The following is a 24,479-nucleotide window of genomic DNA, read 5'->3' on the forward strand; positions in this document are numbered from 1 at the left end:
CGACCGATCCAAAAGGGTGCAGGATGAACACGCGTTACGCGACGAAGGTCATGGTGCTGGCGGGTTTCGCTGCATGTGCGATGGCGGTGGCCGGCAGCGCATGGGCGGCAGCCACAGACGTCGGCGAGGCCGCGTACAAGGCCGTGGATCCCTTCATCGGGACGGGTGGCGAGGGCCATACCTACCCCGGCGCCACCGTGCCGTACGGCATGGTGCAGCTGTCGCCCGACACCCGCATCCAGCCACGCAAGGATGGGTATGGCTGGGCCGCCGGCTACCGCTACGACGACACCACCATCGTCGGCTTCTCGCACACGCATTTTTCCGGCACCGGTCATTCCGACCTGGGCGATCTGTTGCTGATGCCCACCACCGGCGAACTGAAACTCGAACGCGGTGACCCCGACAAGCCCGGCAGTGGCTACACCTCGCGCTTCCGCCACGCCACCGAGACCGCCCAGCCCGGCTACTACGCCGTCACCCTGGACGACCACGACGTGCGCGCCGAACTTACCGCCAGTCCGCGCGTGGGTATGCACCGCTATCACTTCCCCGCCGGCAAGCCCGCGCAAGTGGTGCTGGACCTGCGCACCAGCATGTACGACTACCCCGGCAAAGTGTCGTGGTCGCGCGTGCGCGTGCGCACCGACGGCACGATCACCGGCTTCCGCGAAACGCGCGGCTGGGCGCCGGGCCGCCAGTTGTATTTCGCCCTGCGCTTCTCCCAGCCGGTCACCGGCCATGCGCTGCACAACACCGAACAGGACATTTCGTACAAGGGGTTTCCGCCGCCCGGCGAGAAAGACCCGCGCCAGCGCGCGCAGATCGAAGGCCGGCAGCTGGTCGCGGCGTTCGACCTCGCCCCGGGTGCCGGCAAACCCGTGCTGGTCAAAGTGGCCATTTCACCGGTCAGCGAAGACAACGCCATCGCCAACCTCGATGCCGAATCGCCCGGCTGGGATTTCGATGGCATGCGCGCCGCCGCGAGACAGCAGTGGAGTGAAGCGCTCGGTGCGGTGGATGCGCAGGGCGACGCGGCGCAGCGTACCCGCTTCTACACCGCCCTCTACCACACGCTGCTCGGCCCAACGCTTTTCATGGACAGCGACGGCCGTTACCGCGGCCCGGACAATGCCGTGCACCAGGCGAAGGGCTGGACCAACTACTCCACGTTCTCGCTGTGGGACACCTATCGCGCCCTGCACCCGCTGGCCACGCTGGTGCAACCGCCGCAACGCACGAACGACTTCATCAATTCGCTGCTGGCCGCGCGTCGCGAGAGTCCGTACGGCGTGCTGCCGGTGTGGTCGTTCCACGGGCTGGAGACGTGGTGCATGATCGGTTACCACGCGGTGCCGGTGATCGCCGATGCCTACATGAAGGGCATCCGCGGCTACGACGCCGAGGAAGCACTGCAGGCGATGGTGGCCAGCGCCAGCTATGGGCCGTATGACGGCATCGCGCAGTACCGCGAGCTGGGCTACGTGCCCATCGACGAGGAAGGCGAAGCGGCCAGCAAGACGCTGGAGTACGCCTTCGACGACTGGACCGTGGCGCAGATGGCGCGGGCGATGGGCAAGGCCGATGTCGCTACGACCTTCGAGAAGCGCGCCGCCAACTGGAAGCATGCGTTCGACCCCGACACCGGCTTCATGCGCGCACGTAAGCGCGATGGCAGTTTCCGCACGCCGTTCGACCCCAGCGCCAGTGGCTACGGCACCGACTACACCGAGGGCAACGCGTGGCAGTACTCGTGGTACGTGCCGCAGGACGTCGCCGGCCTGGCGGCGGCGCACGGCGGCGACGAGGCGCTGCTGGCGCGGCTGGACGCAGTCTTCGATGCGAAGGTGGATGCGTCGGTGTTCGCGCACATGGAAGACATCACGGGCCTGATCGGCTGGTACGCGCACGGCAACGAACCCAGCCACCACGTGGCCTACCTGTACGCCTACGCGGGCCAACCATGGCGTACGCAGGCGCGGTTGCAGCAGATCATGTCCAGCCAGTACGCGGCGCGTCCGGATGGCCTGGCCGGCAACGACGACCTGGGCCAGATGTCGGCGTGGTACGTGTTCACCGCACTCGGGTTCTATCCGGTCACGCCCGGCAGCAACCAGTACATCATCGGCCGTCCGTTCCTGCCGCGCGCGACGCTGCACCTGCCCAACGGCAAGCGCTTCACCATCATCGCCGACGGCCTGGACGACGCGCATGCCTACATCGGGAGTGCCAGCCTCAACGACAAACCACTGACGCGCGCGTACCTGACGCATGACGAGATTCTCGCCGGGGGCGAACTGCGCTTCGTGATGCAGGCGGAACCGGACACCACCTGGGCCACCGATCCGACCCAGCGGCCATACTCGATGTCCCGCTAGCGCGGGTTCACGGCATCTAGCGCGGCGCGAAGCGCGCTGACGCGCGCCGGATCGGTTTCCGACCAGTCCGGCGCCAGCGATTGCAACACCGGATTGAGGAACCCCATCGAGGAAATGCGGGGCGCTTTTGCCGAGGCATGGAACTCGCGTGCACCGGTCAACGTCGCCAACGTGGCGACATTGCCGGCATCGATGCCGGCGCCCGGCATCAGCGTCACGCGGCCCGCGGCCTGCCTTGCCAGCATCGCGATGCGGTCAGCGCCTTCCATCGCCGTAGCCTGCCCGCCTGACGTCAGTATGCGCCGGCAACCCAATGCGATCACCTGTTCCAGCGCTTGCACCGGGTCACGCGCCGCATCGAAGGCGCGGTGGAACGTCACCTGCAACGGACCCGCCGCCGCGACGAGTCGTCCGCACAACGGCAGGTCGATGTCGCCATCGGCCTGCAGCGCGCCGATCACCACGCCATCGCAGCCCAACCGTACGCACATCTCGATGTCGCGCAGCATCACCTCGGTTTCGCGCGCGTCGTAAAGGAAATCCCCTGCGCGTGGCCGCACCAGCACGAACAATGGAATCCGCACGCGTTCGCGCGCCAGCGCCAGCGTGCCGTAGGACGGCGTGGTACCGCCGGAAGCCAGGCCCTCGCACAGTTCCACCCGGTCGGCGCCGGCGTCCTGCGCCGCCAGTGCGGAGCCGAGCGAACCGGCCGCGATCTCCAGCGCCAACGACGGGGATGCACTCACGCGCCTTCACCGTAGACGGCGTCGGAGGCGAGCAATGCGTCCTGCCGCTGCGCGTCGCAGACCGCGTAGACGAAGCCCTGGTGCAGCGCGAACGCGCCCACTTCGCCGTGCCTGTTCAACGCCAGGAAGCAGACCTGCAATGACTTGCTGGCTTCCGGCCGCTTGCGCACCACCCGCGCGATGGCTTCGCGGCACGCCTCCATGGGCGAACGGCCCTGCCGCATCAGTTCCACCACCAGGAAGCTCGCCGCGTTGCGGATCATTTCCTCGCCAACGCCCGAGGCCGTGGCGGCGCCGACGTCGTTGTCCACGTACAGGCCCGCGCCGATGATGGGACTGTCGCCCACCCGACCGTGCAGCTTCCACGCCATGCCGCTGGTGGTGCAGGCACCTGCCAGGCGCCCGTGGCGGTCGATCGCCAGCATCCCGAGCGTATCGTGGTTGTCGCGGTCGCCCGGCCGCTGCCTGCGTTCGGCATTGATTTCGGGCTTGTATTCGGCGCGTGCACGCCACTCACGCCATGCCTGTTCCGCCTGCGGCGTCAGCAGGCGTTGCTTGTTGAAGCCTTGTTCCACCGCGAACTGCTGCGCGCCGTCCCCGACCAGCATCACGTGCGGCGTCTTTTCCATCACGCGCCGCGCCACGCTGATGGGGTGGTCGATATCCTCCAGCGCCGCTACCGCGCCACAGCGGCCATCGCCATCCATGATGCTGGCGTCCAGGGTCAGGATGCCGTCGCGATCGGGATTGCCGCAGCGCCCGACAGTGGGGTTGCACAGGTCCGTTTCGGCCCAGCGGGCGCCCTGCTCCACTGCATCCAGTGCACCACCACCCGTCGCCAGAACCTTCCATGCCGGCTGGTTGGCCTGCACGCCGAAATCCCAGGTGGACACCACGCGCGCGCCCACCGGCGTACTGCTGGCCGGCTGTCCCGCCAGCCGGCCGGACAACGCCAGCGCACTGGCCGACAACGCCGCCTGGCCCAGGAACTTCCTTCTGCCGTTCATGCCTGCTCCTCATGTGTTGGTTCAGCGCACGCGGGCCGATGCGCGCGCGCATGCATCGCGGCACCCACCAGACCCAGCTGCCCATGGTCGATGCGCCACAGCGGCGGCGGCATGCGCGCGCTGGTGAATTTTTCGGCATACCGTCGCGCAAAGGCACCCTGGTGCAGGAACGGCGCGATGTGGCGGGTCACGCCGCCGGCCAGGTAGGCCTGGCGCGCGCCGACGGTCAGCACCAGATCGCCGACCAGGCTGCCGAGCCAGCCGCAGAATACCTGCAGCGTTTCCCGCGCCAGCGGATCGTCGCCACGGGCGGCTTCCACCAGCGGTGCGACCTGCTTCCAGCGCGGCGGGGCGCCGCGCACATCGGCCAGCGCGTCGTACAGATGCATCAATCCGTTGCCGGACAACACGCGTTCGTTGTCCACGTGCGACCAGCGTCGCGACAGACGCTGCAACACATCCAGTTCGATGTCGGTGTTGGCCGCCAGCGCCGCGTGGCCGGCTTCGCTCAGCAAGACCTCGCTGCCCTGTGCATCCAGGCACAGCGCTGCGCCCAGCCCGGTCCCCGGTCCCAGCACAAGCGCCGGAGAGTGCATGCCGGGGTCGTCCTGCGCCACCAGCGCCACCAGCGCGGTGCGCTGCAAACCGGGAATGGCGCGTGCGACGGCTTCGAAATCGTTGATCACCTGCAGCGAACCCAGCCCCGCTTCCTGCGCCGTGCCGCGCACCGACACCTTCCACGGCAGGTTGGCGTTGACCAGGCGGTCGCCATCGAGAAAACCGGCGATCGCGACCACGCCGGACGTCACCCGGACCCCCGGCTGGGTCGAGCAGAGGCTCAGCAGATAGTTTTCCAGGATGGCGGCAAGCGACGCGTGCTCCGCACAGCGATACATCGCCATGTCCCGCACGTTGATCGGATCGCCCGGGGCGCACCAGCCCAACCGGGCGTGGGTGCCCCCAACGTCGGCCACGAGGCAAGCGTTCCGGTGCTGCGAAGAATCCATGGGGAAAACCCGGCCGATGCCAGGATCACGTTCAGAGACGCAGCACTATACGTTCGATTTGGATCGTTTCAAAAGGCTGGAGGGTTGCGCCGCGATCCAACCGACCAGGCGGAAACATGCTCATCTGTAAAGACCGGGGCAGGCGGTCAACGCCGAAGATGTCCATGCATGCCATCTGCATGGCGCTCGAGCTGCTCCCAGACTTCGCCGCAACCCTCACCACACCGGTCCGGCGATAGCGCTCGCCCGGCTTCCGCGTTTCCAGCACGTGCGCTTCTGCATCGGGGAACGCGCGCACCTGCATCAGCCGTGGCGCCTGCCATTGCCCGCCACGGAGATCCAGCCCAGCTGCATGTTGTTCGCCAGCGCGCGCTTAATCGAAGCGACGTTTGCTCCAGGCACAACCGGTTCCGTAAACCACGTACACGCGGATTGAGCGCGCCGTGAAGCGGCGTCGGCATCGCTGGATTGTTGGATATCAGCTCGCAGGGCATCAACTGAAGTTATGCATTTGGCGATGAATTCGTTCTCCAGTGGCGCATACGCAAGCTCCGATGTCCCCGGTTCCGAGTAGCGCGAACGGCCGGATCAAGACGCCAGGGGCGCCGCGCCGCAGCTTCAGCCTCACACGTTGATCTCCCCCTTCACGTCGGCATCCCGAGGCGCATGCAAGGATGGGTTCCACGTCGGTCGCCCGCCCCACAGGATTTCCGATGCCCCAGGTCTGGAGGGTCTTCAGCCACTGGTTGCGCCTGCGTCGACGCTTGTGGCGCTGGCGTCGCGCGGCCACCAAGAAGCCCCTGGGTGCGGAAGCACCTTTGCGCTCACAGCTGTTCAATGTCGAGCAGATGGAAATGCACGGCCGCGCGCTTGCGCGCGCGCACCGGATACACACGCGTCCGGGACCGGAGCGGCTGCTCGACCGCCTGGGCGAGAACGAAGGCCTGCTGGACGACGTCTGCGCACTGCTCACGCGGATGGTCCAGGACGACATGCGCATCACGCCGGCCGGCGAGTGGTTGCTGGACAACTACTACCTGGTGGAAGAACAGGTACTCACCGCGCGGCGGCATCTGCCCAAGGGCTACAGCCGCCAGCTTCCCTCGCTGAGCCACGGTCCCTCATCCGGCCTGCCACGCGTCTACGACCTCTCGCAGGAAGCGATCGCGCATGGCGACGGCCGCATCGATGCGGACACCCTCAGCCGCTTCTTCGCGGCCTACCAGTCCATTACCCCATTGAAGCTCGGCGAGCTGTGGGCCATCCCGATCATGCTGCGGCTGGCACTGATCGACAATCTGCGCCGGATGGCGGTGCGCGTGATGCGCGATGGCGCCGACCACAGGTTGGCCAGCGAGTGGGCCGGGCAGCTCAACCGCACCGCAGCGGAGAGCCCCAAGGACGTCGTACTGGTGATCGCCGACATGGCGCGCTCGGATCCACCGCTGACAGGTGCGTTCGTTTCCGAACTGATGCGCGGCCTGCAGGGGCGTGGCGGCGTGTCGTCCATGCCGATCACCTGGCTTGAACAGTGGGTCGCCGACGGCGGCCAGCGCATCGAGGAACTGGTCCACCTGGAAAGCCAGCAGCAGGCGGCGGACCAGGTGTCCATCAGCAACAGCATCGGCAGCCTGCGCTTCCTGGCGAACATGGACTGGCGGGAGTTCGTGGAGGACATGAGCGTGGTCGAGCGCACCCTGCGCGAGGACCCGGCCCGCACCTATGCGCTGATGGATTTCAGCACGCGCGACAGCTATCGGCATGTGGTCGAGAAGATCGCCCGCCTGGCCGACGTCGGCGAGAAGGAGGTGGCGGACATCGCCCTGCAACTGGCGCAGTCCGCCGCCGCGTCCGATCCGATGGGCTACCAGGCCCACGTCGGCTTCTATCTCGTGGATGACGGCGTTGCCCATACACAGGCAGCGGTGGCGGAGCTGCTCGCCGATGGGCGGCGCGTACGCCTGCGTCCGCGCCGCGTTCCCCTGCTGGCCTATCTGGCGCCCATCGCCGCGATCATCGGACTGTTCACCTACGGTCTGCTGACGGCCGGATCCCCCATCCAGGGCGTGCCGGTCTGGCTGTTGACCGCACTCGCCCTGCTCGCTTTCAGCGAACTGGGCATCGTCCTGGTGAACTGGGCGGCGACCTTGCTCGTACCGCCAAGGCCATTGCCCAGGATGGATTTCTCCAAAGGCATCCCGGCGACATCGCGCACGCTGGTGGTGGTGCCCAGCATGCTGGGCAGTGCCGAAGGCGTGGACAGCCTGGTCGAGGCGCTGGAAGTGCGCTTCCTCGCCAATCGCGACCGCAACCTGCATTTCGCGCTGCTCACCGATTTCCTGGATGCGGACGATGCCTCGCTGCCGGGCGATGCCGCCCTCGTCGCGCGTGCGGCGGAACGGATCGAACAACTCAACCGGCGCTATGCGCCGGAGCGGGCGGAGGATGGCGGCGGCGACCTGTTCTTCCTGTTCCACCGGCCACGCCAGTGGAATGCGCGCGAGCGGCGCTGGATGGGCTACGAACGCAAGCGCGGCAAGCTGGCGGCCTTGAACCGGCTCCTGCGCGGTGGAAACACGGACGAGTTCCTGCAGGTGACCGGCAACACCGGCGTACTGTCGCAGGTGCGCTACGTGATCACCCTGGACACGGACACGCGCTTGCCGCGCGATGCGGCGCGCGAGTTCGCCGGCACGTTGTCGCACCCGCTCAACCAGGCGGCATTCGACCAGCATCACCGCCGCGTCGTGCGCGGCTACGGCATCCTCCAGCCCAGCGTCGGCACCAGCCTCAGCGGCCGGCCGAACTCGCGCTACGCGCGCATGTTCGGCAGCGAGCCCGGCATCGATCCGTACACGCGCACGGTCTCGGATGTGTATCAGGACCTGTTCGGCGAAGGTTCCTTCGTCGGCAAGGGCATCTACGACGTGGATGCGTTCGAGCACGCACTCGCCGACCGCTTCCCCGACAACCGCATCCTCAGCCATGACCTGCTCGAAGGCTGCTATGCGCGTGCCGGCCTGGTCAGCGACGTGCGGCTGTTCGAGGACTATCCGTCGCGCTACGCGGCCGATGTGAAACGGCGCTATCGCTGGATCCGCGGCGACTGGCAGTTGTTGCCATGGTTGCTGCCGTGGGTGCCGCGCCACGGGGGCGGGCGTGAGCGCAACCCGCTGTCGTGGCTGTCGCGCGGCAAGCTGCTCGACAACCTGCGCCGGAGCCTGGTCCCGGCGGCAACCACGGTGCTGCTGGTGCTGGGCTGGCTGTTCTCGCCCGATCCCCTCGTGTGGACGGCATGGTTGCTGAGTCTCTGGGCGCTGCCCGTGCTGGTTCCCGCACTCCGCGATGTCTTCGCCATCCCGGTGGACATGCCGCTGGAAACGCATCTGCTGCAGGTGGGCCGATCGAGCCTGCGGCAACTGCTGCGCGCCGCGGTGAACGTAGCCTGCCTGCCTTACGAAGCCTTCTTCAGCCTGGGCGCCATCGTACGCACGCTGTGGCGTCTGCTGGTCACGCGCAGGCATCTGCTGCAGTGGAATCCGTCCAGCGAGGTGGAGCGCAGCCTGGGCAGCGGCATCAAGGCCGAACTACTGAGCATGGCGCCAGCCCCCCTGATCGCCGCCGCCATCGCCGCGTTGCTGGCGTTGAAGCAGCCGACGGCGCTGTGGGTCGCAGCCCCTCTGCTGGCGCTCTGGCTGGTGTCGCCGGCCATCATGGCGTGGCTGGGGCGCCCGCCCGGCCAGCGCGACGGGAAGCTGTCCGCCACGCAGCTGGCGTTCCTCGGCAAGCTGTCGCGCCGCACCTGGGCGTTCTTCGAGACCTATGTGCGCGCGGAGGATCACTGGCTCCCGCCCGACAACGTGCAGGAGCATCCCACGCTGGTGGTGGCGCGGCGCACGTCACCCACCAACATTGGACTGTCGCTGCTGGCCAACCTGGCCGCCCACGATTTGGGCTACCTGCAGACCGGCGGCGTGATGGCGCGCACTCGCCTGGTGTTCGACACGCTGGATGCACTGCCACGCCATCGCGGGCACTTCTACAACTGGTACGACACCGCGACGCTGCAGCCCCTGCCGCCGGCGTACATTTCCACCGTCGACAGCGGCAACCTGGCAGGCCACCTGCTGACGCTGCGCCAGGGCCTGCTGGCCCTGGTCGACGCGCCCGTGCTGGCACCCAGTACGCTCACCGGACTGGCCGATACGCTGGCCGTGCTGGAAGACGCCCGCCAGGGCGTGCGTGCGGAAGGCGACACGCTGTCTGGTGCACTGGATGCATTCCGTACGTCACTGGCGCAGGCGCAACGGGAACCGCCCGCGACCGTCGAGGACGCCGAACGCGCGCTGGCCCGGCTGGCGGCGCATGCCGATGACATCGCGCTGGCATGGCCCACGCCCGACACCGACGGTGGACATCCCCACCATTGGCCGACGGCACTGGTCGAGGGCTGCCGGTCCGCGCATGCTGAGCTGCAGTTCCTGCTTCCCGACGCCGCTGCCCGCGATGGCCAGCGCATTCCGACCTTGCGCGAGCTGCAGGACGGATCGGCCAGCCCGCTGGCAGGCCGGCGCGCGCGCGAACGGATTCACCAGCTGGAACGCCTGGCGCATATCGCCGGGCAGTTCTCGCTGATGGAATACGACTTCCTCTACGACCGCGCGCGCCATCTGCTCGTGATCGGCTACAACCTGGACGAGCACCGTCTCGACAGCGGTTTCTACGACCTGCTGGCGTCGGAGGCGCGCCTGTGCAGTTTCGTCGCGATCGCGCAGGGCCAGCTACCTCAGGAAAGCTGGTTCGCGCTGGGCCGCCTGCTGACCGAGGTCAACGGCGACGCCACACTGCTGTCGTGGAGCGGCTCGATGTTCGAGTACCTGATGCCGCAGCTGGTCATGCCCAGCTACCCGGACACGCTGCTGGACCAGACGTCGCGACATGCCGTGGACGCGCAGATCGCGCACGGTGCACGGCATGACGTGCCGTGGGGCATCTCCGAGTCGGGCTACAACACCGTCGACGCCCGCATGAACTACCAGTACCGCGCGTTCGGCGTGCCGGGGCTGGGCCTGAAGCGGGGGCTGGGCCAGGACCTGGTCATCGCGCCGTACGCCAGCATGATGGCGTTGATGGTGGCGCCGGAAGCCGCGTGCCAGAACCTGCAGCGGCTCGATGCGCTGGGGTTCGGTGGACACTTCGGCCTGTACGAAGCCATCGACTACACGCCGGCCCGCGTGCCGCCCGGACAGGAATGCGTGGTGGTGCGTTCGTTCATGGCCCATCACCAGGGCATGGGCTTCCTTTCGCTCGTCCACCTGCTGCGCCAGCAGCCGATGCAGCGGCGCTTCGTCGCCGATGCCGAGTTCCAGGCCACCCTGCTGTTGCTGCAGGAACGCATCCCGCATACGGGCGTGTTCCATCCGCACGAGGCTGAAACGCTCGGCACGCGCGCCGCGCCGACCGAGTCGGAAACCCAGTTGCGCATCTTCCGCGACCCGGGTGCCTCGCGCCCCGCCGTGCAGTTGCTCTCCAACGGGCGCTACCACGGCCTGCTGACCAGCGCCGGCGGCGGGTACAGCCGCCATCGCGACATGGCGGTCACGCGCTGGCGCGAGGACGGCACGCGCGACAACTGGGGCAGCTTCTGCTACCTGCGCGACGTTGAGAGCAGCGAGTACTGGTCCACCTCGCTGCAACCCACCTGCGTGCCGGTCGACCAGTACGAAGCGATCTTCTCCGATGCCAAGGCCGAGTTCCGCGGACGCAAGCGCGGCTACGAAAGCCATCTGGAGATCGCCATCTCCGCAGAGGACGACATCGAACTGCGCCGGTTGCGCCTGAGCAACCGGAGCCGGCGCACGCGCACCATCGAGATCACCACGTATGCCGAAGTGGTGCTGGCGCCGGGCATTGCCGACGAACTGCACCCGGCCTTCAGCAACCTGTTCGTGCAGTCGGAAATCGTGCGCGAGAAGCAGGCGTTGCTGTGCACGCGCCGGCCGCGCGCGCACGATGAAGTGCCGCCGTGGATGTTCCACCTGGTGGCGGTGCACGATGCCGACATCGGCACGATCTCGTACGAGACCGACCGCGCACGCTTCCTGGGCCGTGGCAACACGCCGCGCTCGCCGCATGCGCTCACCGACCAGGAGGCGCTTTCGGACAGCGAAGGCTCGGTACTGGATCCCATCGTGGCGATCCGCTGCCGGATCGAACTCCTGCCGGGGCAGACCGCGTTGATCGACATGGTCCAGGGCGTGGGCCTGGACCGCGATGCATGCACCGACCTGATCGACAAGTACCGGGACCGCCGCCTGGCCGACCGCGTCTTCGACCTGGCCTGGACCCACAGCCAGGTGGTCAGGCGTCAGATCAACGCCTCCCAGGCCGACGCGCAGCTCTACGAGCGACTGGCCGGCCTCATCGTGTACGCGCATCCGCTGTTGCGCGCCGATCCCGACGTGCTGCTGCAGAACCAGCGCGGCCAGTCCGGCCTGTGGGGCCATGCGATCTCCGGCGACCTGCCCATCGTGCTGCTGCAGATTTCCGATGCCGACAACATCGGCCTGGTCCGCCAGATGGTGCAGGCGCACGCCTATTGGCGCCTGAAGGGCCTGCGCGCGGACCTGGTGATCTGGAACGAGAGCCAGGCCGGCTATCGCCAGCAGTTGCAGGACCAGATCCTGGGCATGATCTCGGCCGATCCGGAGGCGAACGTACTGGATCGACCGGGTGGCATCTTCGTGCGCCCCGTCCACCAGATGTCGCAGGAGGACCGCATCCTGCTGCAATCGGTGGCGCGGGTGATCGTCAGCGACCAGTCGGGCTCGCTGGCAGCCCAGATCGGCCGTCGCGAACCGGTCGAACGCCTGATGCCGGCACTGTTGGCCGAGGGCCCGCGGGAAGAGCGCGCAGCGCTCTCGGAACTGGAAGCCTCTACCGGACTGCCCCCGCGCGCCGATGTCGACGAAGGCGACGATGCGTGGCCATTCGAAGCGGTGGCCACCGCATTCCTCCAAGACAACGGCACCGGCGCGTTCGCTGCCGATGGACGCGAGTACGTGATCGTCACGCGCGAAGGCAGCCCGACACCGGCACCGTGGTCCAACGTACTCGCCAACGACCGGTTTGGCACGGTCGTCAGCGAAAGCATGGCCGGCTACACGTGGTTCGAGAATGCCCACGAATTCCGCCTCACGCCGTGGCACAACGACCCGGTCGCCGACTGTGGTGGCGAGGCGTTCTACCTGCGCGACGAGGACACCGGGCATGTGTGGTCGCCGCTGCCGCTGCCATGCCGGGGACGCGGTGCATACCGCACGCGCCATGGCTTCGGCTACAGCGTGTACGAGCATGTCGAGGACGGCATCGCCAGCGAATTGTGGGTGTACGTGGCGGTCGAGGATGCGGTCAAGTACTCGGTGCTGAAGGTGCGCAACCTGTCGGGCCGCGCACGCCGGCTTTCCGCGACCGGTTACGTGGAATGGGTGCTGGGCGACCTGCGCGTGAAGTCGCAGATGCACGTCATCACCGAGCAGGATGCCGGCAGCGGCGTACTGACGGCACGCAACCCGTACAACACGGAGTTCGGTGGCCGGGTCGCCTTTTTCGACACCGATGCCAGTGGCTGCAGCTTCACCGGCGACCGCACGGAGTTCCTCGGACGCAACGGCGGCATGGGCGCTCCGGCGGCGATGCAGCGCGAACGCCTGTCCGGCCGCCTGGGCGTGGGGCTCGATCCTTGCGCCGCCATCCAGGTGCCTTTCACCCTGCTCGATGGCGAAGCGTCGGAGACGGTGTTCCGGCTGGGCATGGGCAAGGACCACGAGGAAACCCTGCAGCTGGCGCGGCGCGTGCAGGGCGTGCAGCGCGCGCACGATGCCCTGGATGCCGTGCGTATCCAGTGGCGCGGGCTGCTCACCTCAGTGCAGGTCAGCACGCCCGATCCCAGCGTGGATGCACTGGTGAATGGCTGGCTGATGTACCAGACCCTCGCATGCCGCTATGTGGCCCGCAGCGGCTACTACCAGTCCGGTGGCGCGTTTGGCTTCCGCGACCAGTTGCAGGACACCATGGCGACGTTGCACGCCAGGCCCGCGTTGACCCGCGCGCACCTTTTGCTGTGCGCCGCCCACCAGTTCCCGCAGGGCGATGTGCTGCATTGGTGGCATCCCCCGCAGGGACGCGGCGTGCGGACACGCTGTTCGGACGACTATCTGTGGCTGCCGTTCGCGACCTGCCGCTACCTGGAAGTGACGGGCGATGCCAGCGTGCTGGACGAGGACGTGGGCTTCGTCGACGGACGCCCGGTCAATCCCGATGAGGAGTCCTATTACGACATGCCGGCGACGTCGTACCTGCGGCAGTCGTTCTACCGGCATTGCGTGCTGGCGCTCCGTCGTGGCTGCAGCCTGCTCGGCGAGCGCGGCCTGCCCCTGATCGCGACCGGCGACTGGAACGATGGCATGAACCGCGTCGGCGAAGCGGGACGTGGCGAAAGCGTATGGCTGGGCTTCTTCCTGTACGACACGCTGCAGCGCTTCATCGCCGTTGCGCGCCTGCGCGGCGATGAGGCATTCGCCGACGAATGCGCGGAGCACGCCGAGCGCCTGCGCACGAACCTGGAAGCGCATGCCTGGGACGGCGAGTGGTACCGACGGGCCTGGTTCGACGATGGCACGCCACTGGGCTCGCGCCAGAGCGATGAATGCAGGATCGATTCGATCTCGCAGAGCTGGTCGGTCCTGTCGGGTGCGGCGGATGCGGCCCGCGCCACGCAGGCCATGGCGTCGCTGGACCGCCACCTGGTGAAACGCGAGGCGGGCCTGATCCAACTGCTCGACCCTCCCTTCGACAAGACGCCCAAGGATCCCGGCTACATCCGCGGCTACGTGCCGGGCGTGCGCGAGAACGGCGGCCAGTACACCCACGCTGCGGTGTGGGCCGCGATGGCGTTCGCGCGCCAGGGCGACACGGAGCGCGCATGGGAACTGGCGCGCATGATCAATCCCATCAACCACGCGCAGGATCCCGCCTCGACCGCCGTCTACAAGGTGGAGCCGTACGTGCTGGCCGCCGATGTGTATGGCGTGGCGCCGCATGTGGGCCGCGGCGGCTGGACCTGGTACACCGGTTCCGCCGGCTGGATGTACCGCCTGCTGACCGAGTCGCTGCTGGGACTGCAGCGCATCGGTGGCGAGCTCGCACTCGCGCCCTGCCTGCCGCGCGACTGGCCGGCGTACGAACTTCGCTACCGCTTCGGGAGCAGCCTGTACATCATCTCCGTGCAGCAGGTCGATACCGGCACGGCGACGTTGCGGGTGGACGGCGAGGAGCAGTCCGGTATCCGGTTCGCGCTGGTGGACGACGGCAGCATGCATCGCGTGGAGGCGCGCTGGCCGCGCGCACCGGCATGAAATCGCGCGCGCAACTCGACGCGGACCTGGATCGCCTGGCGGCAATGCTGCCGCCCTGGCTGCAGCACCTCCGCCACGAGGCGCAGTTCTGGCCGCAGTTCGAAGCGTTGGCGCTGGACATCCTGGGCGACGCCGCCGACCAGGATCGCGATCATGTGCAGCAGCGTCTGGATGCGATGCTTGCCGCACACGGCAAAGCGACGCCCGGCCGGGACGCACGCGGAACATCGCCGCGGGAAGGGATGCGGGAGGCGCAACGGCGCGAACGCTGACGACGCCCGTGCCTGTCGCCAATGCGTGGCATCGTGCGGCAGCGGCTGCGACACTGTGCGCCCCACGGTCGCGGAACCCCTGCCATGCGATGCCTGAGCAACCTCCTGCTCAACACCGACAGCTACAAGGCCAGCCATTGGCTGCAGTACCCGCCAGGTACCGACGCCACGTTCTTCTACGTGGAATCGCGCGGTGGCATCCATGACCGCACGGTGTTCTTCGGCCTGCAGGCCATCCTGAAGGAGTACCTGTCGCACCCCGTGACCCACGCCGACGTGGACCAGGCGCGCGATGTCTTCGCCGCGCACGGCGAGCCGTTCAACGAGGCCGGCTGGCGCGACATCGTGGACCGCCATGGCGGCCACCTGCCCCTCCGCATCCGCGCGGTGCCCGAAGGCACGGTGGTGCCCACGCACCAGGCGCTGATGACGATCGAATCCACGGATCCGCAGGCATTCTGGGTTCCGTCGTACGTCGAAACGATGCTGCTGCGGATCTGGTACCCCATCACCGTGGCGACCATCAGCTGGCACGCCAAGCAGACGACCCGGCAGTTCCTCGAACGCACCAGCGACGATCCGGCCGGCCAGCTGCCTTTCAAGCTGCACGACTTCGGCAGCCGCGGCGTCTCGAGCGTCGAGTCCGCCGCCCTCGGCGGCGCGGCGCACCTGGTCAACTTCCTCGGTACCGATACCGTGTCGGGCCTGCTGCTGGCGCAAGCGCATTACCACGAGCCGATGGCGGGCTTTTCGATCCCGGCGGCCGAACACAGCACGATCACCAGCTGGGGCCGCGAGCACGAGGTGGATGCCTACCGCAACATGCTGCGCCAGTTCGCGAAGCCGGGCGCGATCGTGGCGGTGGTGTCGGACAGCTACGACATCTTCCATGCCATCAAGGAGCACTGGGGTACCACGTTGCGGCAGGAGGTGATCGCATCGGGCGCGACGGTGGTGATCCGCCCCGATTCCGGCGACCCGGTCGCGGTGGTGCACCAGTGCCTGGAACTGCTGGACGACGCGTTCGGCCACACGGTCAATGGCAAGGGCTACCGGGTGCTCAACCATGTGCGCGTGATCCAGGGCGACGGCATCAACCCCACCAGCCTGCGCGCGATCCTGGAACGCATCACCAGTGCCGGCTACGCCACCGACAACCTGGCCTTCGGCATGGGGGGCGCATTGCTGCAGCGTCTCGACCGCGACACGCAGAAGTTCGCGCTGAAGTGCTCCGCCGCGCGCGTCGACGGTGCATGGATCGATGTCTACAAGGAGCCCGTCACCGACAAGGGCAAGCAGAGCAAGCGTGGCCGGATGACGCTGCTGCAGCACCGCGAGTACGGCGGCTTCCGTACCGTGCCCGTGCCACCGGCCGCCGCATCGCTCGACGACGTGGAAAAACCTGCCGGTTACGAGGACGCCATGGTCACCGTGTGGGAAGACGGCCGCCTGCTGCGCGACTGGACCTTCGCCGAGATCCGCGCCCGCGCCGAAACCGCGCGGCTCTAGGCCCTCACCCCTGCGGCACGCCCGTCATGTCGGGCAGGTGGTGCGCGACGCCCTTGTGGCAGTCGATGCAGGTCTTCTTGCCGGTGCCGAGCCACAGCTTGTGCACCTGCGCCGCGCGCGAGCCCTGGCGGGTCAGGTCCATCGAATCGTAGTCGTGGCAGTTGCGGCACTCCAGCGAATCGTTCGCCTTCAGCCTGTTCCACTCGTGCGTGGCCAGGATCAGGCGCTCATCCAGGAATTTCTCGCGCGTGTTGATGGTGCCGAAGAGCTTGCCCCAGACCTCCTTCGATGCCTGCATCTTGCGCGCGATCTTGTCGGTCCAGTTGTGCGGCACGTGGCAATCGGGGCAGGTGGCGCGAACGCCCGAGCGGTTGGTGTAGTGGATGGTGGTCTTCAGCTCCTCGAAGACGTTGTCCTGCATTTCGTGGCAGCTGGTGCAGAATGCTTCGGTGTTGGTCGCTTCCAGCGCGGTGTTGAACCCGCCCCAGAACATCACGCCCGCCAGGAACCCCGCTACCGTCAGGAAGCCCAGGCTGTAATGGCGGCTGGGCAGCCGCAACGTGCGCCACAGGCCCATTACCCGCTGTTTCATCCGTGACCACATGGGCTACTCCTTCGCGGCCGGCGGCGACGACAGCACGCTGTCGATGTCGCGGAACTGGTTCGCCACCAGCACCGGCGCATCGGTCTGCACGACATGGCACTGGTTGCAGAAGTAGCGTCGCGGCGAGATGGTCGCCAGGAACTGGTCGTCGCGGTCCATGTAGTGCGTCACGCTGACTGGCGGCGCCTGGAAGGTGGCCGCATTGGCGCGGGCGTGGCACAGCATGCAGCGGTTGCTGTTCCTGTCGACCTGGTAGCCGTCGATGGCATGCGGGATGGTCGGCGGCTGCATCGGGTAGGCACGCGCGCGCCTCAGGTCGGCGTTCTCCACGTGCGCCATCGGCGGGGGATGGCCCTCCTTGTCCACCGGCACGCCGCGCCGGAGGGCATCGATCTGGCCGGCGCCGGGCACGAAGACCGCGCGCGCGTCCACGGGCGTGGACACCGCCGCCACCGGCGCTTCGTGCCGGTCCGGGCGACCTGTCATCCATCCCGCCACGAAGACCAGCGCCATCAGGGCGACGGTCAGCCCAACCGCGATCCAGAGATGCTTGTTCTGCACGGGCGTACTCCTAGACGGCCACGACTCTGACGGCGCACTTCTTGTAGTCCGTCTGCTTGGAAATCGGATCGGTCGCGTCCAGCGTGACCTTGTTGATCAGCTGCCCGGCATCGAACCACGGCACGAACACCAGCCCGCGCGGCATCCGGTTGCGGCCGCGCGTCTCCACGCGCGAGCGCATCTCGCCCCGCCGCGACGCGACGATGATCTCGTCGCCGCGCTTGAGTCCGCGGTCCTTCGCGTCGTCCGGATTCATGAACACCACCGCGGCGGGGAACGCCTTGTACAGTTCGGGCACGCGCATCGTCATCGAACCCGAATGCCAGTGCTCCAGCACGCGACCCGTGACCAGCCACAGGTCGAACTCGTCATCCGGCGATTCGGCGGCCGGCTCGTACGGCAGCGCCCAGATCACCGCCCTGCCATCCTTGTTGCCATAGAACTCGAAGCCCTTGCCCGGCTTGACGTACGGGTCGGCGCCCTCGCGATAGCGCCAGCGCGTCTCCTGGCCTTTCACCACCGGCCAGCGCAGGCCGCGCGCCTTGTGGTAGTCGTCGAACGGCGCCAGGTCGTGGCCGTGGCCGCGACCGAACGCGGCGTACTCCTCGAACAGCCCCTTGTGCACGTAGAACCCGAACAGCGCGGATTCGTCGTTGGCGTAGCCGGCTTCGATGTCGGATGTCGGGAACCTGTCCACGTTGCCGTTGCGGTACAGCACGTCGAACAGCGTCTTGCCCTTGTACTGCGGGTTCGCGGCCAGCAGTTCGGCCGGCCAGCACTCGTCTGTGGTGAAGCGCCTGGAGAACTCCATCAGCTGCCACAGGTCCGAGCGGGCCTCGCCGGGCGCCTTCACGAGTTGATGCCAGAACTGGGTGCGCCGCTCGGCGTTGCCGTAGGCGCCCTCCTTCTCCACCCACATCGCCGCAGGCAGGATCAGGTCCGCCGCCTGTGCGGTGACGGTGGGGTATGCGTCCGACACGACGATGAAGTTGTCCGGATTGCGGTAGCCCGGCCAGGTCTCCTCGCGCAGGTTCGCGGCGGCCTGCATGTTGTTGTTCACCATCACCCAGTACGCGTTGAGCTTGCCGTCCTTCAGCGCGCGGTTCTGTTCGACCGCGTGGTAGCCGACCTTCGGATTGACGGCGCCGTGCGGAAGCTTCCAGATCTCTTCCGCGTGTTTGCGGTGCTCGGGATTTGTCACCACCATGTCGGCCGGCAGGCGGTGGCTGAAGGTGCCGACCTCGCGTGCGGTGCCACATGCCGAGGGCTGGCCGGTCAGCGAGAACGGGCTGTTGCCCGGGGTGGCGATCTTCCCGGTCAGCAGGTGGATGTTGTAGACCATGTTGTTGGCCCACACGCCGCGCGTGTGCTGGTTGAAGCCCATGGTCCAGAACGACATCACCTTCGTCTTCGGGTCCGCGTACAGCTCGGCCAGCTGTTCCAGCCAGCCACGCTCCGCGCCGGTCATCTCGACGGCCTTCTCCAGCGTGTACGGCGCGACGAAGGCGGCGAACTCCTCGAAGCTGATCGGCTGCCCGCCGTTCGGGTCCTTGGCATTCTTCGCCTTGACCTCCAGCGGGTGTTCCGGACGCAGGCCGTAGCCGATGTCGTCGTTGCCGCGCTTGAACGTGGTGTGCCTGTCGACGAACGCCTGGTTGACCTTGCCGGTGCGGATGATGTGGTTGGCGATGTAGTTGAGGATGACCAGGTCGGTCTGCGGCTTGAAGATGATCGGGATGTCGGCCAGCTCGAAGCTGCGGTGCTCGAAGGTGGACATCACCACCACCTTCACGTGCGGGTGCGAAAGCCGCCGGTCGGTCACCCGGGTCCACAGGATCGGATGCATTTCGGCCATGTTGGAGCCCCACAGCACGAACGCATCGGCGGCCTCGATGTCGTCGTAGCAGCCCATCGGTTCGTCCATGCCGAAGGTACGCATGAACCCCGCCACGGCCGACGCCATGCAGTGGCGCGCATTCGGATCGATGTGGTTGCTGCGGAACCCGGCCTTCATCAGCTTGTTGGCGGCATAACCCTCGAAGATCGTCCACTGGCCCGAGCCGAACATGCCGATCGCGTCGCTGCCCTTCTCCTTGAGCACGCGCTTGAACTGCGCGGCCATCACGTCGAAGGCCTCGTCCCAGCTCACGGCGGTGAAGTCGCCATCCTTGGCGTACACGCCGTTCTTCTTGCGCAGCAGCGGCTGGGTCAGGCGGTCGGCGCCGTACAGGATCTTGGACAGGAAGTAGCCCTTCACGCAGTTGATGCCGCGATTGACTTCCGCATGCACGTCGCCATGGGTGGCGACCACGCGTCCTTCCTTCACGGCGACATTCACCCCGCAGCCCGTGCCGCAGTACCGGCACGGCGCCTTGTCCCACTTCAGCGTCGTCCGGTCGCCTTCGGTGACCACGTTGCTGCCGCTCCCGGCAAGCGGCAGCCCGGCAGCCGCGGCGGCCGTGGCCAGCGCGCTGTGGCGGATGAACTCGCGGCGTGTGCTCATGGCGTGGCTCCGGTCGCGGACAGGATGGACAGGCTGGGAAGGGGCTCATCGAGCGCACGCGCAGGCTCGGCGTGGTGGTAGACCAGGAGCACGTTCAACACGCCCGGCACCGACTGCAGCTGGTCCACGCGCTCCATCACCGCATGGCGGTCGGCGGATTCGCAGATCACCACGCTGCGTGTATCGCCGCCCAGTGCGAGTTCGAGATCGTCGTGCGTGTCGATCATCGCGGCGAGCGCCTTCGATGCGCTGTCGCGGTGCTGGACCACGAAGCTGGCGATGTGGACTTCGGCTTCAGGACCTGGCGGGCTCATGCGATGGCCTCCGTGGCCGGTACGTGCTGCAGGGTGATGGCATCCACGGGACACGTGCCGACGCAGGCGCCACAGCCCGTGCACCGTTCCGCGTCGACGATGGCCGCGCCCCGCGCTGCGGGCGGCACGTGGATGGCGGACGCGGGACACACGTCGCGGCAACTGGCGCAGACCACGCCGCGCGCAGAGAGACAGCGATCCGCAGCCTGCGCCATGAGGGTCCACGGGGGATCGAGGGAAGGAGCGAACGCGTCGCTGTCGCAGGCGGCCACGCATTCGCCGCAGAACGTGCATTCACCCGCCGTCGCGTCGAAACGCGGCAAGCCGTCCGCGCCACGCACCAGCACCTGCTGCGGGCACTGCCGCACGCAGGCATCGCACCGCGTGCAGGCACGCGTGAATTCAGCCTCGGGCCTGGCCCAGGGCGGACGGAAGACGACGGATGCCGGTACGGGCGCCGCGCGGCCGAACAGCAGGGCACGACGCGATATCGAGCGGACATCGTCCATCGCTCAGGGCCCCGTCGGCGGACCGGCGAACAGCATCTGCCACATCCACACGAGGAAGCCGTATCCGGCCACGATCAGTACGGCCATCAACGGGAAGATGACTACCGTCAGCAACAGGAACGCGGTGCGCTCCTGCTGTTTGCTCGCAACGGCTGATCCTTCGCTCTGCTCCATGTTGCCTACCTTGCGGGTGGGTACTGGTGCGACGATGCTGCGGCCGCAGGCTATCACATTCGTGTAGCAGCCCCGTCCCGGCCATCGGAGAGCGATGCTCAGGACATCCGATGTTGCAGCGCAACCCAGTCTTCCGGCGTATTGCAGTTGCGCAGCACCTGCTTCCATGGCGATGACGGCAGATGGACGGTATGCAATCGCTGCTGCAACGCGCGCAGCGAGCATGCACGCCCCGTGAGATCGCCGATCTCCTCCAGCGTGGCGCGCACGCCGGCATCCAGGCGCAATGCCATCGGCAAGGCATGCGCTTCCACGCAGGCGCAGTCGGCGCCTGTTCGCATCAGTGCCTGCAGCAGTCCGGACGACAGCAGGGGCATGTCCACCGGCACCACGATCCAGGCGCCATCCCGCAGGCGTGGGGCGAGTTGTGCCAGCGCGCCCATCGGACCGGTATCGGGCTGCGTGTCAGGCACGCTGTCGAAGCCGGGACGATCGCCGCTGACGATGACCTCACGTGCGCCCGCCGCCTGCAGCAACGCATGCATGTGCGTGAGCAACGTGCCATCACCCCATGGCAGCAGTGCCTTGTCCGTGCCCATCCGCGACGATCGCCCACCCGCGAGCAGGACGGCACGCCACATGGGCAACGGCCGATTCATGCCGGGGTCCACGGCGGGGGCCGCAGATGGCTGTAGCCATGCACCCGCACGAGCGTGCCTGCTTCGACGTACTCCGTTTCCGCAGGCAGGGTGATCCATGCGGACGATTGCGAGAAAGGCAGCAGGCGGAACGAGGCCTGCTCCGCGCCGACATGCACGCGCATGCACCCTTCCCCGTCGCTGCGCAGCGTGGCATGGAAAGCGGCATGCAGCCCGACACGCTTGCTGCATGCGGTGGCAAGCGGCAACCGGCATTCCTGTTCCACGGACATGCCCAGCCATGCGCGCAACAGCGGCTCGACCAGGAAGCGGAAGCCCACCACCGTCGACAGCGGATTGCCCGGCAGGCCGACGAACAAGGGCCCCTCGCGCAACCGCGCACAGAACACCGGCTTGCCGGGGCGCAACGCCACACCGTGGAAACGCCGCTCCGCGCCGCGTGCGTCCAGTGCGGATGGAATGAAGTCGTAATGGCCCTTGGATACCGCGCCCGTACTCAACACCAGGTCGACACCGTCCGCCAGCGCCGTATCGAGCGCAGCCTGGAAATCCGCCACCTCGTCGCCGACGCGCACGACACGCACGGCTTCCGCGCCCGCGGTCGCCAGGGCGGCGGCGAGATACGGCGAGGTCGCGTCATGGATGCCGCCCGGCGGCAACGGCTGGCCCTGCGCCACCAGTTCGCGGCCCGTCGCCAGCACCGCAACACGCGGGCGGCGCGCCACGTCGACCCGATCGATACCCAGCCCGGCGAGCAGCAACATCTGTGCATCGCCGACAAACGTGCCCTGCTTCAGCACCACGCATCCCGTCGGCACGTCTTCGCCCCGGCGCCGGATGTTCGCGCCCGGCTCGGCCTGCGCCAGCAAACGGATGCGCGGTGCCCCTGCGTCCCGCACGGCGAGTGCCTCGACGCGCTCCACCGGCACTACGATGTCCGCGCGCGCCGGAAGCGGCGCACCGGTCATGATCTCCCACGCGGATGCCGCATCGTCCCGCGGCATGTCGCCCGCGCCGATCCGGGCCGCGATCTCCCACTCGCTCCCGGCGACCCGTGGCTGCCCGCCCGATGCAAGCGCGACGCCGTCCATCGCCGCGTTGTCGAACGGCGGCAATGCGATGCCGCTCACCACGTCACGGCCCAGCACGCGACCTGTCGCTGCGGCGAGCGCGACCTGCTGTACGGCGAGCAGGCGCGCGCCCTCCAGCATCCGCGCCAATGCCTCGTGGTATCCGATCACTGCGCCTCCCTGTGCCCAAGGCCTGACGGCCGGCTCCAGCCTAGTGCCGCGCTGGAGTATTGCCAACCTGGGCGCGCGAGCCCGCGGCCCTCACGACCCTGAAGCCTGCGACGGAAAGCCGCGGCCGATTGACCCATATCAAGGACAGTCCCGTGGTGCTTGCCTAGGCTGCACCCATGGCCAGCCTGTCCTCCCTGTTCGATCCCGAGCTGCTGCGGCGTTACGACACGCCTGGGCCGCGCTATACCTCGTATCCCACCGCGCCGCAGTTCTCGCCGGGCTTCCAGGAAGCCGACCTGCGCGAGATGGCGGCGATCACCAACGGCGACCCGATCCCGCGCCCGCTGTCGCTCTACCTGCACATCCCGTTCTGCACCAGTCCGTGCTTCTACTGCGGCTGCAACCGCATCATCACCCGCGATACCGCGCGCGGCGCCGCCTATCTCACCCGGCTGTACCGTGAAGTGGCGATGATGTCGGCGCTGTTCGACCGCGACCGCGACGTGGAGCAGGTGCACTTCGGCGGCGGCACCCCCAACTTCCTGTCGCCCGCGCAGATCGCCGAAGTGATGGACGTGCTGCGCAGGCAGTTCTCGTTCGCGCCCGCCTCCAGGCTGGACTGCTCGATCGAGCTCGACCCGCGCTTCATCACGCCGGACGAAGTCGGCGAACTGGCGACTGCCGGCTTCAACCGCGCCAGCCTGGGCGTGCAGGATTTCGACCCCGAGGTGCAGCGCGCGGTCAACCGCATCCAGAGCGTCGAACAGACGCTGGCGATCATCGAGGCCTGCCGCACGCATGGCCTGCAGTCGGTGAACGTGGACCTGATCTACGGCCTGCCGAAGCAGAGCCTGGAGGGCTTCTCGCGCACGCTCGACACCACCCTGGAGGCGCGACCCGACCGCCTGGCGATCTACAGCTACGCGCACCTGCCGTCGATGTTCCGCCCCCAGCAACGCATCAACGCCGACGACCTGCCCTCGCCAGAAGTGAAGCTGGGCCTGCTGCAATGCGCGATCGACAAGCTGGGCGAAGCCGGCTACGTCTACATCGGGATGGATCACTTCGCCCTGCCCGGCGACAGCCTGGCGCTGGCGCAGCAACGCGGCGACCTGCACCGCAACTTCATGGGCTACACCACGCACGCCGAGAGCGACCTGCTGGGGCTTGGCGTCAGCGCGATCAGCCACATCGGCCCGAGCTTCAGCCAGAACCCGCGCGACCTGGGCAGTTGGGAGCAAGCCATCGACCAGGGCCATCTGCCGGTGTGGCGCGGCATGCGGCTGGAAGAAGACGACGTGATCCGCGCGGACGTGATCCAGCGGCTGATGTGCGACGGCGCACTGGACTACCGCGACCTCGGGCGGCGCCACGTGATCGACTTCACGACCTATTTCGCCGATGCCCTGGCGCGCCTGCGCCCGCTCGAAGACGACGGCCTGGTGGAGCTGACGGCCGACGGACTGCGCGCGACCTCGCACGGGCGGTTGCTGTTGCGTATCATCGCGATGTGCTTCGATCGCTACCTTCCCACCGCCGCAGCCTCGACGCCTCGCTTTTCGCGCACGGTCTGACCTCG

17 protein-coding genes are annotated in these 24,479 nt (G+C 67.8%); 5 read left to right on the top strand and 12 right to left on the bottom strand.

The features are described 5' to 3' along the window. The first annotated feature begins 23 nt into the window (after positions 1-23). A complete protein-coding gene (locus tag FB548_RS18310) occupies positions 24-2,378 on the top strand; it encodes a GH92 family glycosyl hydrolase (RefSeq protein ID WP_255470625.1) in 2,355 nt (784 codons plus the stop codon). Here the strand turns inward: FB548_RS18310 and FB548_RS18315 are convergent. The 4 genes from FB548_RS18315 to FB548_RS18330 are packed head-to-tail and all read right to left on the bottom strand — an operon-like array spanning position 2,375 to position 5,442. Beyond that, positions 2,375-3,124, bottom strand: coding sequence for a copper homeostasis protein CutC (locus FB548_RS18315; protein ID WP_255470626.1), 750 nt, complete (start codon positions 3,122-3,124; stop codon positions 2,375-2,377). The genes FB548_RS18310 and FB548_RS18315 overlap by 4 nt on opposite strands. Further along, positions 3,121-4,131, bottom strand: a complete 1,011-nt coding sequence (locus FB548_RS18320; RefSeq protein WP_142126246.1) for a N(4)-(beta-N-acetylglucosaminyl)-L-asparaginase — start codon at positions 4,129-4,131, stop codon at positions 3,121-3,123. The genes FB548_RS18315 and FB548_RS18320 overlap by 4 nt, the downstream gene beginning before the upstream one ends. Beyond that, positions 4,128-5,138 carry a glucokinase gene (locus tag FB548_RS18325; RefSeq protein ID WP_142126247.1) on the bottom strand — a complete coding sequence of 337 codons (1,011 nt, stop codon included), beginning with the start codon at positions 5,136-5,138 and terminating at the stop codon, positions 4,128-4,130. Before FB548_RS18325 ends, FB548_RS18320 begins: the two co-directional genes overlap by 4 nt. Before the next feature lie 31 nt (positions 5,139-5,169). Next, complete coding sequence (locus tag FB548_RS18330; RefSeq protein ID WP_142126248.1) at positions 5,170-5,442, bottom strand: hypothetical protein; 273 nt, start codon at positions 5,440-5,442, stop codon at positions 5,170-5,172. Between the two features lie 409 nt (positions 5,443-5,851). Here FB548_RS18330 and FB548_RS18335 point away from each other — a divergent pair, with 409 nt between their 5' ends. From FB548_RS18335 to FB548_RS18345, 3 genes are all read left to right on the top strand, one after another. Continuing rightward, the gene (locus tag FB548_RS18335) at positions 5,852-14,554 is read left to right on the top strand and encodes a glycoside hydrolase family 94 protein (RefSeq protein WP_142126249.1); all 8,703 of its coding nucleotides are present in this window, start codon (positions 5,852-5,854) and stop codon (positions 14,552-14,554) included. Continuing rightward, entirely contained in the window at positions 14,551-14,826 is a 276-nt protein-coding gene (locus FB548_RS18340; protein WP_255470627.1) for a hypothetical protein, read from the top strand. Before FB548_RS18335 ends, FB548_RS18340 begins: the two co-directional genes overlap by 4 nt. Positions 14,827-14,910: 84 nt before the next feature. Then, a complete protein-coding gene (locus FB548_RS18345) occupies positions 14,911-16,335 on the top strand; it encodes a nicotinate phosphoribosyltransferase (protein WP_142126250.1) in 1,425 nt (474 codons plus the stop codon). Positions 16,336-16,339: 4 nt separating this feature from the next. Here FB548_RS18345 and FB548_RS18350 read toward each other — a convergent pair whose 3' ends face one another. The 8 genes from FB548_RS18350 to FB548_RS18385 form a co-directional block, all read right to left on the bottom strand. Continuing rightward, the gene (locus FB548_RS18350) at positions 16,340-16,939 is read right to left on the bottom strand and encodes a NapC/NirT family cytochrome c (RefSeq protein WP_142126251.1); all 600 of its coding nucleotides are present in this window, start codon (positions 16,937-16,939) and stop codon (positions 16,340-16,342) included. A 3-nt stretch (positions 16,940-16,942) separates the two neighbouring features. Further along, on the bottom strand, positions 16,943-17,500 hold the full coding sequence (locus FB548_RS18355) for a nitrate reductase cytochrome c-type subunit (protein WP_142126252.1): 558 nt from the start codon (positions 17,498-17,500) through the stop codon (positions 16,943-16,945). A gap of 10 nt (positions 17,501-17,510) precedes the next feature. Continuing rightward, positions 17,511-20,003, bottom strand: coding sequence for a periplasmic nitrate reductase subunit alpha (gene napA, locus FB548_RS18360; RefSeq protein WP_142126253.1), 2,493 nt, complete (start codon positions 20,001-20,003; stop codon positions 17,511-17,513). Continuing rightward, a complete protein-coding gene (locus FB548_RS18365) occupies positions 20,000-20,317 on the bottom strand; it encodes a chaperone NapD (protein ID WP_142126254.1) in 318 nt (105 codons plus the stop codon). Before FB548_RS18365 ends, napA begins: the two co-directional genes overlap by 4 nt. After that, positions 20,314-20,826: a ferredoxin-type protein NapF gene (gene napF / locus FB548_RS18370; RefSeq protein WP_142126255.1), complete on the bottom strand. Its 513-nt coding sequence runs from the start codon at positions 20,824-20,826 to the stop codon at positions 20,314-20,316. The genes FB548_RS18365 and napF overlap by 4 nt, the downstream gene beginning before the upstream one ends. A 3-nt stretch (positions 20,827-20,829) precedes the next feature. Then, complete coding sequence (locus tag FB548_RS18375) at positions 20,830-21,000, bottom strand: periplasmic nitrate reductase, NapE protein (RefSeq protein WP_142126256.1); 171 nt, start codon at positions 20,998-21,000, stop codon at positions 20,830-20,832. Positions 21,001-21,098: 98 nt separating this feature from the next. Next, the gene (locus FB548_RS18380; protein WP_142126257.1) at positions 21,099-21,659 is read right to left on the bottom strand and encodes a molybdenum cofactor guanylyltransferase; all 561 of its coding nucleotides are present in this window, start codon (positions 21,657-21,659) and stop codon (positions 21,099-21,101) included. Next, the gene (locus FB548_RS18385) at positions 21,656-22,900 is read right to left on the bottom strand and encodes a molybdopterin molybdotransferase MoeA (protein WP_142126258.1); all 1,245 of its coding nucleotides are present in this window, start codon (positions 22,898-22,900) and stop codon (positions 21,656-21,658) included. Before FB548_RS18385 ends, FB548_RS18380 begins: the two co-directional genes overlap by 4 nt. Before the next feature lie 176 nt (positions 22,901-23,076). On the opposite strand from FB548_RS18385, the gene hemN reads away from it, so the two are divergent. Continuing rightward, a complete protein-coding gene (hemN, locus tag FB548_RS18390; protein WP_142126259.1) occupies positions 23,077-24,474 on the top strand; it encodes an oxygen-independent coproporphyrinogen III oxidase in 1,398 nt (465 codons plus the stop codon). Positions 24,475-24,479 lie beyond the last annotated feature (5 nt).

This window comes from Pseudoxanthomonas sp. 3HH-4 (assembly GCF_006716465.1).
Classification (GTDB): Bacteria; Pseudomonadota; Gammaproteobacteria; order Xanthomonadales; family Xanthomonadaceae; genus Pseudoxanthomonas_A.